17 protein-coding genes and 1 pseudogene are annotated in these 15,948 nt (G+C 63.1%); 9 read left to right on the top strand and 9 right to left on the bottom strand.

All coding sequences use genetic code 11. The annotated features are described in order from the left end of the window. Positions 1–154: 154 nt before the first annotated feature. Positions 155–1,054, bottom strand: a complete 900-nt coding sequence (locus PMN64_RS06180; protein WP_411780063.1) for a CHAD domain-containing protein — start codon at positions 1,052–1,054, stop codon at positions 155–157. Positions 1,055–1,347: 293 nt separating this feature from the next. Between PMN64_RS06180 and PMN64_RS06175 the strand changes: the two genes are divergently transcribed. The 3 genes from PMN64_RS06175 (at position 1,348) to PMN64_RS06165 (ending at position 3,628) form a co-directional block, all read left to right on the top strand. After that, complete coding sequence (locus PMN64_RS06175; RefSeq protein ID WP_411780062.1) at positions 1,348–1,782, top strand: MarR family winged helix-turn-helix transcriptional regulator; 435 nt, start codon at positions 1,348–1,350, stop codon at positions 1,780–1,782. Between the two features lie 77 nt (positions 1,783–1,859). Then, complete coding sequence (locus PMN64_RS06170; RefSeq protein WP_028339458.1) at positions 1,860–2,627, top strand: enoyl-CoA hydratase-related protein; 768 nt, start codon at positions 1,860–1,862, stop codon at positions 2,625–2,627. A gap of 116 nt (positions 2,628–2,743) precedes the next feature. After that, positions 2,744–3,628, top strand: coding sequence for an aldose 1-epimerase family protein (locus tag PMN64_RS06165; protein WP_411780061.1), 885 nt, complete (start codon positions 2,744–2,746; stop codon positions 3,626–3,628). Positions 3,629–3,639: 11 nt separating this feature from the next. Here the strand turns inward: PMN64_RS06165 and PMN64_RS06160 are convergent, their stop codons facing one another. From PMN64_RS06160 to bfr, 4 genes are all read right to left on the bottom strand, one after another. Next, positions 3,640–3,840: a hypothetical protein gene (locus PMN64_RS06160; protein ID WP_016843073.1), complete on the bottom strand. Its 201-nt coding sequence runs from the start codon at positions 3,838–3,840 to the stop codon at positions 3,640–3,642. A gap of 83 nt (positions 3,841–3,923) precedes the next feature. Next, entirely contained in the window at positions 3,924–4,925 is a 1,002-nt protein-coding gene (trpS, locus tag PMN64_RS06155) for a tryptophan--tRNA ligase (RefSeq protein ID WP_411780060.1), read from the bottom strand. A gap of 254 nt (positions 4,926–5,179) precedes the next feature. Next, entirely contained in the window at positions 5,180–6,235 is a 1,056-nt protein-coding gene (gene ftsZ, locus PMN64_RS06150) for a cell division protein FtsZ (protein WP_411780059.1), read from the bottom strand. 340 nt (positions 6,236–6,575) lie between these two features. After that, positions 6,576–7,058, bottom strand: coding sequence for a bacterioferritin (bfr, locus tag PMN64_RS06145; protein WP_028339454.1), 483 nt, complete (start codon positions 7,056–7,058; stop codon positions 6,576–6,578). Positions 7,059–7,322: 264 nt separating this feature from the next. Between bfr and PMN64_RS06140 the strand changes: the two genes are divergently transcribed. From PMN64_RS06140 to PMN64_RS06130, 3 genes are all read left to right on the top strand, one after another. Next, a complete protein-coding gene (locus tag PMN64_RS06140) occupies positions 7,323–7,691 on the top strand; it encodes a VOC family protein (protein ID WP_411780058.1) in 369 nt (122 codons plus the stop codon). Positions 7,692–7,814: 123 nt separating this feature from the next. Beyond that, positions 7,815–8,729 carry a complex I NDUFA9 subunit family protein gene (locus PMN64_RS06135; RefSeq protein ID WP_411780057.1) on the top strand — a complete coding sequence of 305 codons (915 nt, stop codon included), beginning with the start codon at positions 7,815–7,817 and terminating at the stop codon, positions 8,727–8,729. 544 nt (positions 8,730–9,273) lie between these two features. After that, positions 9,274–9,960 (top strand): hypothetical protein, encoded by a 687-nt coding sequence (locus PMN64_RS06130; protein WP_028339452.1) that lies wholly within the window; start codon positions 9,274–9,276, stop codon positions 9,958–9,960. Positions 9,961–10,037: 77 nt separating this feature from the next. Here the strand turns inward: PMN64_RS06130 and PMN64_RS06125 are convergent, their stop codons facing one another. Beyond that, the gene (locus tag PMN64_RS06125) at positions 10,038–10,643 is read right to left on the bottom strand and encodes a CarD family transcriptional regulator (protein WP_411780056.1); all 606 of its coding nucleotides are present in this window, start codon (positions 10,641–10,643) and stop codon (positions 10,038–10,040) included. A gap of 412 nt (positions 10,644–11,055) precedes the next feature. On the opposite strand from PMN64_RS06125, the pseudogene PMN64_RS06120 reads away from it, so the two are divergent. Continuing rightward, a pseudogene (locus tag PMN64_RS06120) lies at positions 11,056–11,145 on the top strand (IS5/IS1182 family transposase); the annotation flags it as partial. Here the strand turns inward: PMN64_RS06120 and PMN64_RS06115 are convergent. Further along, on the bottom strand, positions 11,142–11,876 hold the full coding sequence (locus PMN64_RS06115; protein ID WP_411780055.1) for an SDR family NAD(P)-dependent oxidoreductase: 735 nt from the start codon (positions 11,874–11,876) through the stop codon (positions 11,142–11,144). The pseudogene PMN64_RS06120 and the gene PMN64_RS06115 overlap by 4 nt on opposite strands. A gap of 196 nt (positions 11,877–12,072) precedes the next feature. On the opposite strand from PMN64_RS06115, the gene PMN64_RS06110 reads away from it, so the two are divergent. Further along, positions 12,073–12,486, top strand: a complete 414-nt coding sequence (locus PMN64_RS06110) for a DUF3830 family protein (protein WP_016843084.1) — start codon at positions 12,073–12,075, stop codon at positions 12,484–12,486. 1 nt (position 12,487) lies between these two features. Beyond that, on the top strand, positions 12,488–13,426 hold the full coding sequence (gene puuE, locus PMN64_RS06105; RefSeq protein WP_411780054.1) for an allantoinase PuuE: 939 nt from the start codon (positions 12,488–12,490) through the stop codon (positions 13,424–13,426). A gap of 307 nt (positions 13,427–13,733) precedes the next feature. Here puuE and PMN64_RS06100 read toward each other — a convergent pair whose 3' ends face one another. Continuing rightward, positions 13,734–15,266, bottom strand: coding sequence for an ABC transporter ATP-binding protein (locus PMN64_RS06100; RefSeq protein ID WP_028339448.1), 1,533 nt, complete (start codon positions 15,264–15,266; stop codon positions 13,734–13,736). Continuing rightward, positions 15,263–15,946: a cysteine hydrolase family protein gene (locus PMN64_RS06095; protein WP_028339447.1), complete on the bottom strand. Its 684-nt coding sequence runs from the start codon at positions 15,944–15,946 to the stop codon at positions 15,263–15,265. Before PMN64_RS06095 ends, PMN64_RS06100 begins: the two co-directional genes overlap by 4 nt. Positions 15,947–15,948: the final 2 nt, after the last annotated feature.

Here is a 15,948-nt window from a genome sequence, read left to right as displayed (position 1 = left end):
TTGATTCGAGGAGTCGCGTCTATTTGAATGTCATTTATGCACATCAACTAATGATGGCACAAGAGCAATAAATGATGTTTTATACATCACTCATATGCGCGATCATCGACGCGAGCCGCATCCGCCGCGCCGTCGACGTTGCGCTGACGCGCGCTCAGCCGGAGATTTTTCGATAGACCGCCGCGGCGTGGCGCAGCAGCCGGCTCTTGCGCTTCCGGTCGTGGACGCGCTGGTGCTTGGCCTTGCGCTCGTGGGCGCGCTGCGCGGGTGCATCGACACTCTCGAGCAATCCGCGACGCACCTCGTCGTCGTTCAATTCGCCGAGCAGTTGTTGCCCCTTGCGCAGATGCTTCAGGATGATCCGCCATGACGCGTATTCGTCAGGGGGCAAGCCGCCCTCCGAGAACTCGATGGCGTAGCGCAGCCGCTTGCTGGCGAGACGGACGCGGTGCCGCTTGTTCTTGCCCATGCCTTGCAGCCCGCGGCTCTTCTGGCACAGCTTGCCATGCCACCGCGCCAGCCGCCGTGCGTGAAAGACCGAGACCGGCACGGCTCGCCGCTGCGCGGCACGGGGATCCTGCCGCGTGGTCCAGGGGCCGCTGCCAACCCAGTCCCACATGCCATCGAACCACTGCCAGTAGCGGTCGCTTTGCAACGCCTCCCTGAGGGCTTCGAACGCATCGGTTCGCGCCGTCTGGAGCATGCGTTCTTCGGGCAAGCCCTTGCTGTTCTCGATCGCGACGTCGAGGTCGCGCGTTGCGCCGAGATGTGCGCTCAGCCATTTCAGTTCGGATTTCAGTCGCGTCCACTCGCTATCCGCCACCATCGGGCCGTAGAACGCGATCGCGGCTTTCAGCCGTGTCAGTGCAATGCGGGTCTGATGGAGCGCGGCCGGATCGCCGGAACTCAAGGCCTCGTGATTGGTCGCGACTTCCTCGAGGCATTCGGACAGGATCAGGCGAAAGGCGGTCTCGCAACGCATGGCTTCGCTGAGATGGCGTGCCCGCTTCGGGCGGACAACGCGCTCCCTGTCCGGACTTGCCGCTAACGTCATGACACTCTCGTGACCCCGCCAGAGCCGCAACGCGGCTCCCGGATGCAAAGATTTCCCGTTTGATCGACGTCGATCAAGGGTTTTCTGCCGGGCTGCAGCGCAACGATCGGGCGGCGGGATCAAAATGTCGCAGTTGCGCCGATGGGAACGGCTTGTTCCGGCGCGAGCGCGTGCTGATTGGGTGAGTGCGGGATTCTGAGACCCCCGGACGCAATGACGGATCTCCGCCAACAGCCGGATATTTCGTGCGCGAAATATCTTGATATTTCGCGTACGAAATATATAACGGCGTGATGAAAGCGGAACACCGGCTGATCTTTCTCCTGACCGTGGCCTATCGCCGGTTGCAGCGCGCCATCGATCAGGAGACGGCCGCCCACGATCTGACCTCGGCTCAGGCCGGCGTGCTGTTCTCTCTCGGGCGCAATGACGGCGCGCTGATCGGCGACGTTTCGCAGGCGCTCGACATCGTGCCGTCGGCGATGAGCGGGCTCGCCGACCGGATGGAACGTGCAGGCCTCGTGAAGCGCCGGCGCGATGGCGAGGATGGGCGCAGCCAGCGACTCTATCTGACCGCGGCGGGGCAGGAGCTCGGCAAACGCGCCGCAACGCGGACGAGGGCGATCAACAACCGCCTAATGGAAGGGTTCTCGGAGGCTGAAATCGACGTGGTGGTGCGTTGGCTGACCAGCCTGCAAGACAAGTTTCCGAAAGACAAGGACAGCTAGAGCGTCTTCGAGCGAAGTGGGTACCGGTTCGCGTGAAGAAGACGTGTCAAACAACAAGCAAGCAACAGGAGTGCAGCATGAGTGAAGTGGTCGTAGCGCTGGACGGCGGTGTCCTCACCGTGACGATGGCGCGCCCGGACAAGAAGAACGCGATCACCAACGCGATGTATGGCGCGATGGCCGACGCGCTCGAGCGCGCGGAGGGCGATTCCGCGATCCGCGCCGTGCTGCTGCAGGGCGACGGCGACAGCTTTACCGCAGGCAACGATCTCGCCGATTTCGCGGCGGTGTCGCGCGGCGTGCAGGGCGAGCGCCACGTGACGCGCTTCCTCGCCGCTTTGGCCAAGGCGACGCGGCCGCTGATTGCCGCGGTGCAGGGCAATGCGGTCGGCATCGGCACCACCATGCTGCTGCATTGCGACCTCGTCTACCTCGCGCCGACCGCGCGGCTGATCACGCCGTTCGTCAATCTGGCGCTGGTGCCGGAGGCGGCGTCGACCTATCTGCTGCCGCAGCGCATCGGCTATGCGCGGGCCTATGCAATGTTCGCGCTCGGCGAACCGGTCGAGGCGGAGACGGCGGTCTCGATCGGCCTCGCCAACGCGGTTGTGCCGCTCGCGGAGCTGCGCGCCAAGGCCCGCGCGGCGGCGGACGCGCTGGCGAAGCGGCCGTTCGGCTCGCTTCAGCATACCAAGGCGCTGATGCGCGACCCCGCCAGGATCAGCGCGCAAATGGCGCGCGAGGGTGAGATCTTCCAGGAACGGCTGATGAGTGCGGAAGCACGCGAGGCCTTTGCCGCCTTTGCCGAGCGTCGCCAGCCCGATTTCTCCAAGATTGCGGGGTAGGCCCGGAGCGTGGGGCCGCCACGCCGAGGTCGGCCGCACCATTGCTTTGGGGTTGACGGCCTCGCCGGCTTCGAACATCTCCTGTCGGGGCATAGCGCAACCCGGCGAGGCGAGGCATGAGCGACAGTCACACGCTGCGCGGCGACGGAATCGCCGCGACCATTTTGGCGCAGGGCGCCGAATTGTCGTCGCTCAGCAATGCCGACGGGACCGAACTGTTGTGGCAGGCCGGCCCGCAATGGCCGCGCCATGCGCCCATCCTGTTCCCGATCGTCGGCCGATTGAAGAACGATACGCTGCGCCACAACGGCAAGACCTATCCGATGACGCAGCACGGCTTCGCGCGCGATCGCCGCTTTGCCTGGGTGGAGCAGGGGCCGCGATCATGCAAGCTCGCGCTCATCGACGATGCAGAGACGCGTGCACGCTATCCCTTCGCATTCAGGCTCGAGGTCACCTATACCGTTAAAGGCGCCGATCTCGATGTCGCCTTCGACATCGTCAACACCGGCGCCGAGACGCTGTCGGCCTCGCTCGGCGGTCATCCCGCCTTCAACTGGCCGCTGCTTCCGGGGTTGCGGAAGGAGGCCTACGCGCTGACCTTCGAGAAGGATGAGCCGGCGCCGATCCGGCGGCTGACGGAAGGACTGATGCGGCCGCAGGCCGAGCCAACTCCGATCAAGACAGGTCCGATCAAGAGGAGGGTGCTCGCGTTGTCGGAGCAATTGTTCGACGACGACGCCATGATCCTCGATCAGGTTGCGAGCGCGTCGGTTCGCTTTGCTGCTGCGCAGGGGCCCGCGATCGAGGTGTCGTGGCGCGGCTTTCGCGAACTTGGCATCTGGTCGAAGCCCGGCGGCGCGGCGTTCCTCTGCATCGAGCCGTGGCACGGCTTTGCCAGCCCGGTCGAATTCGACGGCGAGTTCGCAGGCAAGCCCGGCCTCATGCACATCGCGCCGGGCGTGCGGCAGTCACTGGGCTATCGCATTCGCGTGAGCTGACCAAGAACGGGTCAATGGGCGCGGGGGCTGAGCGCACTGGTGATCGCGCCGACCGATGGCGGGTTCTCGTTCGCCCAGGCCTCATGCGCGGCCAGGTCGCGGTAATGCTCGGCCATGCGCAGCAGCCGCTCGCGGATGCCGGCATCTTCCTCGCCCTTGGCCTGATCGGTCAATTGTGCGGCGCGTTCGAGAAGCGTTTTCGGATCGATCACGACAAGCTCCAAATCCGGTTTTCGCCAAGCGGACAACTGTTACAGGCAAGCACAGTTCCTGCCTTGGTTTGATGACACCGCATTCAGAGCTGGAACACGCCGAGTCCCGCCATCACATCGAGCTTGGTGCGCTCGGTGATCTCCCGGGCTTTCAGGGTTCCGCGCCTGATCACGTCAGCGACATGGTCGCGATTGCTTGCCAGCTCGGCGCGCCGGGCCCGGATTGGCGCGATCAGGGCTTGCAGGATGTCCTCCAGCCGCCGTTTGACCGCTGCGTCGCCGAAACCGCCGCGCCGATAGCGCGCCTTCAATTCCTCGACGGCGTGGTAATCGTCATCGAACCCGTCGAGATAGTTGAAGACGACATTGCCCTCGATCTTGCCGGGGTCGCCGACGCGCAGGTGATCGGGATCGGTGAACATCGCACGCACTGCGGCCGAGATGTCACCGGGCGAGGCCGAGAGAGCAATCGCATTGCCGGCGGACTTGCTCATCTTGGCGCGCCCGTCGACGCCCGGCAGCCGTCCCGCGCGCGGTATGACGGCCACCGCCTCCTGCAGGAGCGTAGGACCGGCGAGCGCGTTGACGCGCCTGATGATCTCGTTGGTCTGCTCGATCAGGGGAGCCTGGTCCTCGCCGACCGGCACGACGGTGGCCCGAAACGCGGTGATATCGGCGGCCTGCGCCACCGGGTAGCACAGGAAGCCCGCCGGGATGTCGCGTCCGAATCCGCGGGCGTGGATCTCGTCCTTGATGGTGGGATTGCGCTCCAGCCGCGCGACGGTGACGAGGTTGAGATAGAGCATCGACAATTCCGCGAGCGCCGGCAGCTGCGACTGCAGGCAGATCGAGGTTCGTTCGGGATCGATGCCGACGGCGAGATAATCCAGCGCGACCTCGATGACGTTGCCGCGGACCTTGCCGATGTCGTGCGCGTTGTCGGTCAGCGCCTGCATGTCGGCGAGCAGCAGGAACTGCTCATGACTGTCCTGAAACGCGAGGCGGCTTCTGAGCGAGCCGACGTAATGGCCGAGATGCAGCGGCCCGGTGGTGCGGTCGCCGGTGAGGATGATCGGTTTGGTCACGGCTTGTCTCCATTCGGTTGAATGGGGACGCCGCATGCGGGCCGGATGAGATGAAAGAAAAAGGCCGCCCAATGCGGCGGCCCCGAAATGCATGAACGCGTTCGGCCCGCCTGTCAGTCGGCGAGCCACCAGAAATTGGCGATCAGGATCGAGCGGTTCATGGCGTGAGGCGTAAGGCAGTCAAGCGAGCCGGTCAAGACCGCATAGCTCCTTTGTTGCGCACTTGGCCGACGCGCCGATGCGGTGCGCGTCGGTCAGCGGTGTACTGCGCCCGATCCGGCGGTTTGAAGGCTGTCGTTGCGCAGCCTGCCGGCGAGCTCTGTAAGTGAGCTTTCCGCTGGTTGCGCGTGGGGGGCCGGGTCAAGATTGTCGATGCCGGTCGCCACTACCGAGACGCGGACGATACCCTCCAGGCTTTCGTCAAACGATGCGCCAATGATGATGTTGGCGTCCTGGTCGGCCTCGTCGCGAATGCGGGTAGCAGCTTCGTCGACCTCGAATAACATCAGGTCCTTGCCGCCAGTGATGGAAATGATGAGGCCGCTGGCACGCTTGATCGAGGGGTCCTCGATCAATGGATTTGAAATCGCGGCCACGGCGGCGGTGAGCACGCGGTTTGCGCCAGAAGCCTCGCCTCTGCCCATCATGGCCTTGCCCTTCTCCCGCATGACGGCGAGAACGTCGGCAAAATCGAGATTGATCAGACCTTCCTTGACTATGAGGTCGCTGATGCAGGCCACACCCGAATAAAGCACCTGATCGGCCAACACGAAAGCATTGGAGAACGTGGTCTTCTCGTTGGCCACCCGGAATAGGTTCTGGTTCGGGATGATCAGCAGAGTATCTACCACCTTCAGTAGTTCCGCGATGCCGGCCTCGGCAAGGCGCATGCGGCGCTGGCCCTCGAAGTGGAATGGCTTGGTGACGACACCGATGGTGAGAATGCCAAGCTCGCGCGCGGTCCTGGCGATAATGGGCGCTGCGCCGGTGCCGGTACCTCCGCCCATGCCGGCAGTAACGAACACCATGTGCGCGCCGGTCAAAGAATCGCGGATCGCGTCGATCGTCTCTTCGGCTGCGGCGCGCCCCACTTCAGGATGCGAGCCAGCGCCGAGACCTTCCGTCACCCGCGTGCCTATCTGGATGAGACGCTCGGCCTTCGACATGGCAAGCGCCTGTGCATCGGTATTGGCGACGATGAAGTCGACGCCTTGCAGCCCGGCCGCGATCATGTTGTTGACAGCATTGCCACCGGCACCGCCGACCCCGAACACGGTAATGCGCGCCTTCATCTCGCAAATATCGGTCATTCTTGCCTCACAATTGCTCCACCGAGCAGGGGAATGAGAGGATACGGATTGCTATGCACCAGGATTTTGCTCCCAAAGTGAGCGCGGCAAGCGCAGTCGCTTAGCAAGCGACGAGCGGCCACTGGCGAGATTTTCAGGCGCGCACCTGGCGCGGCATATGTCAGCGTCTTGGCGGACACCGGCTGTTCCTGGACCGAACCGAGCGGCAATCGGCTGATGATGACCAGGCTATGAGGTTAGGCTAGGCCGCGATGGTTAACGAATTCCTAACGGGCGAGCAGCGGTCATAATTCCGCGCCGCCGCGGTGTCCGATTTGGGCCGAAAGCAGTCGTTTGCACTTTAGTCCTTGTCGAGCTCTCCGATATGACGCTGGGCATACAGCTCGAGGCCGATCCTCGCGACGAGTTCGATCTGGGTTTCCAGAAAATCGATATGCTCTTCCTCATCGTGCATGAGTTGCTCAAACAGATCCCGTGTCACGTAGTCCTTGACCTGATGGCACTGGGTCGCAGCTTCAGCGTAGAGGGAGTACGCCGACAATTCGGCTTGCAAGTCGCTATCGAGCACGGCCTTCACGGTCTTCCCGATATGGAGGGATTCCAGCGTCTGCATATTGGGAGATCCATCGAGGAAGATGATGCGTTCGATGAGCTTGTCTGCGTGTTGCATTTCTTCAATCGATTCCTTGCGCCACGCCTTGGCCAGCATCTTGTAGCCCCAATTGTCGAGGAGGCGGTAGTGCAGCCAGTACTGGTTCACTGCGGTGAGCTCGTGGCGCAGCGCTTTGTTGAGGTGTTCGATAACGTCTTTATCGCCCTTCATGCTCCGCTCCTTTTCGCGGGTGCCACCGGGATCGATTGGTTGTGTGGGCGCCTGGACTTGATGTTTGGCCGACGCGATGGAGAGCTTAGAGCGTCAGCGCTTTCGGTTCGAGCATTTTGGAGCATCCACCGCTCGCCGTGAGCGGCGACGCAAGGAAAGGGACGCCCGGCGTTGACTTGCTCACCGTTCGACGCACATGAGAGGTTAATCTCTGCGCCGCGACTTCAAAAAAGCGTAGGGAGGTAGAACAGGGGAGTTTTGGCCATGATCGAGAGGATAAGCGCGCTCACGCTGGGCACCCATGACATGCCACGAGCTGTCCGATTCTACCGAGCCCTGGGCTTTGAGGTCCTGCATGGCGGCGAATGGTCGTCGTTCACCAGCTTTCGAGCAGGTCCGAGCTACCTCAACCTCATCGACCAACCAGCCGAACGACGCTGGTCCTGGTGGGGTCGGGTCATCTTCTACGTCACCGATGTTGACGCACTTTACGAACGCGCGCTCGCGGGGGGTTACCAGCCGGCGACTGTGCCCCGCGATGCCGAATGGGGTGAGCGTTTCTTCCACCTAGCTGACCCCGACGGCCACGAACTCAGTTTCGCTCGGCCTTTGCATCCCGCTTCCGTCCAATAGCGGTTCGAAGCGGCCTGCATTCCAACCGTCGCTGCGAAAGGGTATTGTTCCGACAGACGGCCATCGCCCTGACGTCATCTTCGGCTCGGGCTATGGCGCGTTCTCTCGAGCAAAGATCAAAGGATGGCAACGAACGGTCGCACCGTCACTGTATTCGGCGGAACCGGCTTTCTCGGCCGCCGCATCGTTCAGCATCTGCGCGATCACGAATTTCCCGTCCGGATCGCGTCAAGGCATCCAGATCGCGGGCGCAGTCAGTTTGGACCGCATGATTCCCAACTTCTGTTCGTCCAGGCCGATATTCACGACGAACGGTCTGTCGCAAATGCGCTTGCCGGCGCTTACGCCGCCGTCAACACCGTCAGCCTTTACGTCGAGCACGGGCGTGAGACGTTTCATTCCGTTCATGTCGAGTCCGCCCAGCGGGTAGCGGCCCAAGCGCACCGGGCCGGAGTCAAACGACTCGTTCACTTGTCAGGCATCGGCGCCGATGCCGCCGCGTCTCGATCGCGGTACATCCGGGCGCGCGGCGAAGGTGAACTGGTGGTCAGGGCTACGTTTGCCGGCGCGCATATCATCCGACCCGCCGTCATGTTCGGACCGGACGATGCGTTTCTTACGACCATCCTCAACCTTCTCCGCCGGCTGCCGATCTATCCGATGTTCGGCCGCGGCTCGATGAAACTGCAGCCGGTCTATGTGGAAGATGTGGCGGAGGCGACTGTCCGGATCATCCAGCGAGCCGAGACGCAACCGACGATCTTCGAGTGCGGCGGCCCTCGCGTTTATTCCTACGAAGAATTGGTCGGAATCGTCGCGCATCAGGCCGGTCTTGCGCCCATCCTGGTCCCGATCCCGTTCGCCGTTTGGCACGCCCTGGCATGGGCTTCCGAAATACTCCCGGACCCGATTCTCACGCGCAATCAGGTGGAGCTGATGCAGATCGATACCGTATCGTCGCCTGGCCTTGTCGAACTTGGGATTTCGCCGCAGCCGGTTGAGGCAATACTCCAAAAGATGCTGTCAACGCGCGGATGACGGGGACTCATCGGTTAGATCCGCTTCAGATGGCTGGTTCGCGCGCTACCACTACGAGACGCGGTGGCTTATCCGCCGTTCGACGGCGGCAATATGGCTGTGCGCCGTCGGCAGCTGCAGATGGTTCGGGGGCAACTGACCTTGGGGTCACGAACGACAAAACTCAAAGTAACGCGTCCGCTTTCGGGCACATCGCGGCCAAAGCGCTCCTCGGTGGGGCATTTTGAGCCGCCTGCGCCGGAACAGGCAAGGTCCGCTCCGCACCATTGAGCCGACATTGTGATGGTTAAAGCGATCTTCGGCTGCGGGCCAAGCCCCGGCTCATGCGATGCACAACAGGAGATCGAGATTGGTTCATGCGGCGGGTACTTCCGAAGCGGTCTGTTTGATCATGTTCCTGCCAAGACGCGATTGGGCGTCACCAAGTCCACGTTGAACCGTCATCAATCTAGCGGGGACTAACTATTCAGCGCGGCTGGTCCAACCGCAAGCGGGACAAGACCGCGAAGCCGCCGCAGCCGAATGCCTTATATGGACCCTCTCCATGTCCGACACCCATGTCCGCGATCCCTCGTGGAAAACCGATTTAATCTGGCACTATTTCCACACCGTCACGACGGCGGCCAAAGCACCCGCCGCCTATCGCAAGTTCTACAGCAATCAGGACGCCAGCGACGAATTGGACGGCCGCCATCGCGTCTATGAAATGCTGGTGGATGAACAGCTGCACACCCTTCCCACCCTGGCGGCGACCGCTGACGCGTCGATGGAAAACTACAAGAAGAGCAAGCTGCCGTGGAACCAGAACAATGGCGGTTTCCTCAAGGCAGTGAACAATGAATATTGGTGCGGTTCGATCATCAAGATCGTGTTTGTCCGCTATATGGGCTGGAAAATGGCCGAACCGACGGCGCGCGACCAGGTGAGCGCGGGCCGCGATCCCAGCAAAGCGGTGGATTGGACAATCAAGAATCTCGAAAACAAGGTGCCGGTGCGGGCTTCCCTCGGCGGCGCCCATTATGTGGGCATCGTCGGCCACCGCACATCGGGAGCCGACGGCAAGATCACCGAGTTTCTGTGCCTCGACCCATGGGCCTATGGCATCGACGGGGGCAATCGCGACATGAAATATGCCGGTACAAAGACCGCCTTTCTCGGGATCAGCAAACGCGACGGCGCGATATGGACCTATAGCAATAAGACCGTCGCCTTCGTCGAACGGCCATCCTAGGAAATCATATCTGGCCGGCGGCGCCGGAACGTCGGCCGGGACCGGACGCAGACGTTCCGAGGAGGTGCGACCAGTCTCTATGCGCTCCGCCTGACCTCAGCATTGATGAGGCTTTCAAGCTCCTTGACGGCTTCTTCTTCAGTAATGCCGCTGACGAGCGCCACTTCTCCGGACAGGCGCTCGACAGCCGCAGCGTACAGCTGTCGTTCGCTGTAGCTCTGCTCGGGATTGACCGCGGGCCGATACAGATCGCGCATGACCTCCGCGATAGCGACAATATTGCCCGAATTGATCTTGCTTTCGTATTCTTGAGCAAGTCGGGACCAATTACCCCGCGCTTTGTGCGGCGCCTGCCCCAGGATTCGTCGCACGTGCTCGATGGAAACGGGATCGGACAGTTGACGCATTCCGGCGTTTGCCGCCTTCCTCGTCGGAACGCGTAGCGTCATCTTGCTCTTCGCGAAATAGACGACAAAGAACTCGAGGCAAGCCCCCGCCACCGTCTGTTCCTCAATCGCTACAATTTGGCCGACGCCGTGCGCAGGGTATACGATCAAGTCCGTTGCCCTAAATCCAAAGCGTGTTTCGCCGTCCTGGCCCTCATTCGGTTTATCGGCGGAGGTCACTGATGCTGAATGTGTGTGGTTCGAATAAGAAGATCTGGTTTGATTATCGAAATTCATTTCGCGACAAGCTCCATGGCTTCTGAAATTGGCTGATGCCAATTCCAGCTCTGATCAATCAAGCGTCTGAAACAAAACTGCCGGGCTGGAAATGACATGCTGCCCGATCTGTCCCTAACCAATAAGCCGCGAGCGCGTGCGCCGCCACGAGAATGACGCCTCCAATCTCCATTCCCTTCAATCGCTGTGGCTTCTTGGCAACGTGTTCCCACTCGGCGAAATCAATCGTTTCGTGCCGATGAAACGAACATTTGCCAAACCCAAGAGACAGGACACCGGGAGCAATCGGTGGAACCGGCAGGGATGCACACGTCTCTGCCGCTGCTGGGCCAGATGCACTCATCTCAGGCGACGATCTCTCACGCCTCGATCACTCATTCGTACCGCAGGCGCGATGATCCCGCGACCAATGCGCTATGACAAGCTCGCCGCCAGCTACCTTGCCGTCGTTCAACTCGCATCGATCAGGCTATGGCTGCGCGCTGATGAGGCCGCGTCCTAGTTGAACGCCATGCCGCCGCTCATCGCGATGGTCTGTCCGGTCATGTAGGGATTATTGACCAGCAGCATCACGGCCTGCGCGACCTCCTCGGCGGTGCCGAAACGGCCCATCGGAATGCGGCTGACCAGCTCGCTCTGTCCCTTCATCATGTCGGTCTCGATCAGCGAGGGCGCGACGGCATTGACCGTGATGCCCTCCTTGACGAGGCGTGCGGCATAGCCGCGGGTCATCCCCTCCATCGCCGCCTTGGATGCGTTGTAGTGTGGCCCGATCGAGCCGGCGCCGCGCGCAGCGCCGGAGGAGATGTTGACGATGCGGCCCCATTTCCGGGTGCGCATCATCGGCAGCACCGCCTGAGTGCACAGGAACGCCGATTTGAGATTGACCGTGATGGTGCGGTCGAAATCCTCCTCGGTGAGCTCGTCGATACCCCTGACGATGGCGATCCCGGCATTGTTGACGAGGATGTCGACCGGGCCGAGCCCGGATTTGGCGCGCTCGACCAGCGTGGCGACGGCGGCGGCTTCCGAGACGTCGGCGGCGATCGCGACGGCGCGGCCGCCGGCGGCAATGATGCCCTTCGCCAGCGTCTCCGCCTCGGCCGAGCGCTCGCGATAATTGATGGCGACGGCGGCGCCGGCATCCGCCAGCATCTTGACGATCGCCGCACCAATGCCGCGCGATCCGCCGGTCACCAGCGCCACATGTCCGTGCAGACCGCTTGCTGTCATCAAAGTCACCCTGTTCGACGTATCCGCGCAGGCTCGCAAACGGGAAGGCGCCGCGCAACGCAACTCTGCTCAAATCTGCGTTGAAGGCCGCCGAGCGGCGAAAAACCGGCTTCCCGGGCCGGAATCGGCCTTGCGTCCGGCCCGGGCCGGCGGCAATGGTTGGGACATCACTTCTTGGCCCACCCACGAGAGATCGATGAGCAAACTGATTGTCCGCGCCGGCGAGTTCACCTTTGACGCCCGTTTCGAGGAGCAGCTCGCGCCGAAGACGGTCGCCGCGTTCCGCAAGGCGATGCCGTTCGAGAGCCAGGCGATCCACGTGCGCTGGAGCGGCGAGGGCGTCTGGATGCCGCTCGGCGACCTCGACTTCGGCGTGTCCTACGAGAACCACACCAGCTATCCGGCGCCGGGCCAGATCATCCTCTATCCCGGCGGCATCAGCGAGACCGAGATCCTGCTCGCCTATGGCGGCGTGCATTTCGCCAGCAAGATGGGCCAGCTCGCCGGCAATCATTTCATCACGCTGACCTCGGGGCTGGAGAACCTCACCGCCTTCGGCAAGACCGTGTTGTGGAAGGGCGCGCAGAACATCCGCTTCGAGGAAATCTGATGTGACCGAGGCCCGCTATCCGCGCGATCTCCGCGGCTACGGCCGCAATCCGCCCGATCCGAAATGGCCCGACGCGGCGCGCATCGCCGTGCAATTCGTGGTCAATTTCGAGGAGGGCGGCGAGAACAACATCCTGCACGGTGATCGCGCCTCGGAAGCGTTCCTGTCCGACGTGCTCGGCGCGCAGCCCTGGGTCGGGCAGCGTCACGCCAATATCGAAACGATGTTCGAATATGGCTCGCGCGCCGGCTTCTGGCGGCTGTGGCGGATGTTCACCGAGCGGAAGCTGCCGGCCACGGTGTTCGGCGTCGCGACGGCGCTGAAACGCAATCCGGACGTCGTCGCCGCGATGCAGGAGGCGGGCTGGGACATCGCCAGCCACAGCCTGCGCTGGGTCGAGCACAAGGACATGTCGGAGGACGAGGAGCGCGAGGAGATCGCCCGCGCCATTGCCGTGCACACCGAGGCGACAGGCGCGCGGCCGCTCGGCTGGTACACCGGCCGCTCCTCGATCAACACGATGCGGCTTTTGATGGAGGCGGGTGGCCTCCGTTATCTCTGCGACTCCTATGCCGACGATTTGCCGTACTGGATCAAGGCGCCAGGCACCGAGCCGCATCTCGTGATCCCCTATACGCTCGATGCCAACGACATGCGCTTCATCAACGCGCAGGGCTTCGGCGGCGGCGAGGAGTTCTACACTTACCTGAAAGACAGTTTCGACGTGCTCTATGCCGAGGGCGCGACCTCACCGAAGATGATGTCGATCGGCCTGCATTGCCGTGTCGTCGGGCGTCCCGGCCGCGCCGCCGCGCTGATGCGCTTTCTCGACTACATCCAGAAGCACGAGTATGTCTGGGTGCCGACCCGGCTTGCGATCGCCGAGCATTGGCACGCCAATCTGAAGCATCTCGCGGAACACGCGTTCGAGATCGGGTAGGTTTGCCCCGATGTGACGCGGAGCGCAGCCAGCTTCGTCATTGCAATGGCGGGATCTTGCCGGATCGCGCGCCACAAACTCCGGTGTCGTCCCTGCCTAGTGCGCAATTGCGCACGGGAGCAGGGACCCATACGCCGCGGCGGATGTTGTGAACGGGATTCGTCGTTCCAGCGCTGCGCAACAATCAGCATTCGTGGTTATGGGTCCCTGCTTTCGCAGGGACGACATCTTTGTGAGGCCAGAGCTGTTCGCCATTGCGAGATCCCGCGTACGCGGAACAATGGATTGCTTCGCTTGACGCGGATGGTCAATGGCCTGCCATGTGCCGGCCGATCTCGGTGAGGTCGGCCTCGCTGGCGCGGGCCTCATGCACGAACGCGCCGTGGAACATCACGACCAGCCGATCCGACAGCTCCAGGAGCTCATCGAGATCCTCACTGACCAACAGCACCGCTGCGCCGCGATTGCGGGCGGCCATGATCTCGGCGTGGATTTGCGCCACTGCCGCGAAGTCGAGTCCGAAGCAGGGGTTGGCGGCGATCAGCACCTCGACATCGCCCGAAAGCTCGCGCGCCAGCACCGCGCGCTGCACATTGCCGCCCGACAGCGCCGCGATCGGCGTCTCCGGCGTGCGGGTCTTGATCTTGTAGCGGTTGATCTTGCGCTCGGCGTCGTTGCGGAAGGCGGCGCGGTTCAGCCACCAGCCGCCGCGCGCGAACGGGGCGCGATCGAACTCGCGGAATGCGATGTTGTCGGCGACGCTCATGCCGCCGACGCAGGCATTCTTCAGCGGCTCTTCCGGCAACAGCGACATCCTGTGGCGGCGCATCTCCGCGCGGCTCGCCGCATAGGTCTCGCCCTGGACGCGGATGGTGCCGCTCTCGGCCTCGCGCTGGCCGGCCAACACCTCCACGAGCTGGCGCTGGCCGTTGCCGGAGACGCCGGCGATGCCGACAATCTCGCCGCTCTTCACGGTCAGCGACACGCCGTGCACGGCGATCGCGCCGGCATCGTCAAGCGCGGTGAGCCCGTCGAGCTCGAGCCGGGCCGCGCCGGTCTCGCCGGTGCGCGGCGGTTGCACCGTCAGCTGCTCGGCGCCGATCATGGTGCGGGCCATCTCATCCGGCGTCAGCTCGGCAACCCGGCCGGTGCCGGCAAGCTTGCCGCGGCGCAGGATGGTCACCTCGTCAGCAAAGGCCATCACCTCGCGGAACTTGTGCGTGATCATCAGGATGGTGAGTTCGCCCGCGACCACCATCGCGCGCAGCATGCCGAGCACCTCGTCGGCTTCGCCCGGTGTCAGCACCGAGGTCGGCTCGTCCAGGATCAGGAAGCGCCGCTTCAGATACAGCTGCTTGAGGATCTCGCATTTCTGCCGCTCGCCGGCGGAGATGTCGGATACTTTTGCGTCGAGCGGCACCTTGAACGGCATCCGCACCAGGAAGGCCTCGAGCTCCTTCTTCTCCTCGCGCCAGTCGACCACGGCAGGAACGTCGTCGCGCGCCAGCACCAAATTCTCGGCAACCGTCATCGCTGGCACCAGCGTGAAATGCTGGTAGACCATGCCGAGCCCGAGCGCATGCGCGTCCTTCGGATTGGCAATGGCCTGCTGGCGGCCGCCGACCAGGATGTCGCCTTCGGTGGCGTGGTAATAGCCCATAATGCATTTCACGAGCGTGCTCTTGCCCGCGCCGTTCTCGCCGAGCAGCGCGTGGAACGAGCCGGGACGCACCTTGAGCTCGACATTGTCGAGCGCTGTGAAATCGCCGAACCGCATCGTCATGGCGATGGCATCGACGCCGAACGCGCCTGATGGTGCGGGCGGCTCGCCGATGATCACGACAGCGCCCCGATCAGGTCGGCGGATCTGGTCACCGCGCCGAACACACCGCCCTGCATCTTGATCATCTTCAGCGCGTGGTCGTGGTTGCTCCGGTCGGTCGCGCCGCAACAGTCCTCGACCAACACGCACTCGAAGCCGCGGTCGTTGGCCTCGCGCATGGTGGTGTGGACGCAGACGTCGGTGGTGATGCCGGTCAGCACGATGTTCTCGATGCCGCGCAGCCGCAGCATCAGCTCGAGGTCGGTAGCGCAGAACGAGCCTTTTCCGGGCTTGTCGATAATTGGCTCGCCCGGCAGCGGCGCGAGGTCGGGAATGATCTCCCAGCCGGGTTCGCCGCGCACCAGGATGCGGCCGCAGGGGCCGGGGTCGCCGATGCCGGCGCCGATCTGGCGCGAGCGCCAGCGCTTGTTGGCGGGCAGGTCGGTCAGATCAGGCCGGTGCCCCTCGCGCGTATGGATGATGTGAAAGCCCTGCGCGCGCATCACCGCGAGCAGCTTCCTGATCGGCTCGATCGGCGCCCGCGTCAGCGACAGGTCGTAGCCCATCTTGTCGACATAGCCGCCGACGCCGCAGAAATCGGTCTGCATGTCGATGATGATGAGCGCGGTATTCTCTGGCCGCAGATCGCCATTGTAGGGCCAGGCGTAGGGCTCGGACTTGATGAAGCGCTCGGGCATGA

This window comes from Bradyrhizobium sp. UFLA01-814 (assembly GCF_046718885.1).
In the GTDB taxonomy this organism is placed as follows: domain Bacteria; phylum Pseudomonadota; class Alphaproteobacteria; order Rhizobiales; family Xanthobacteraceae; genus Bradyrhizobium; species Bradyrhizobium elkanii.
This window is presented reverse-complemented; position numbering and strand designations above follow the sequence as displayed.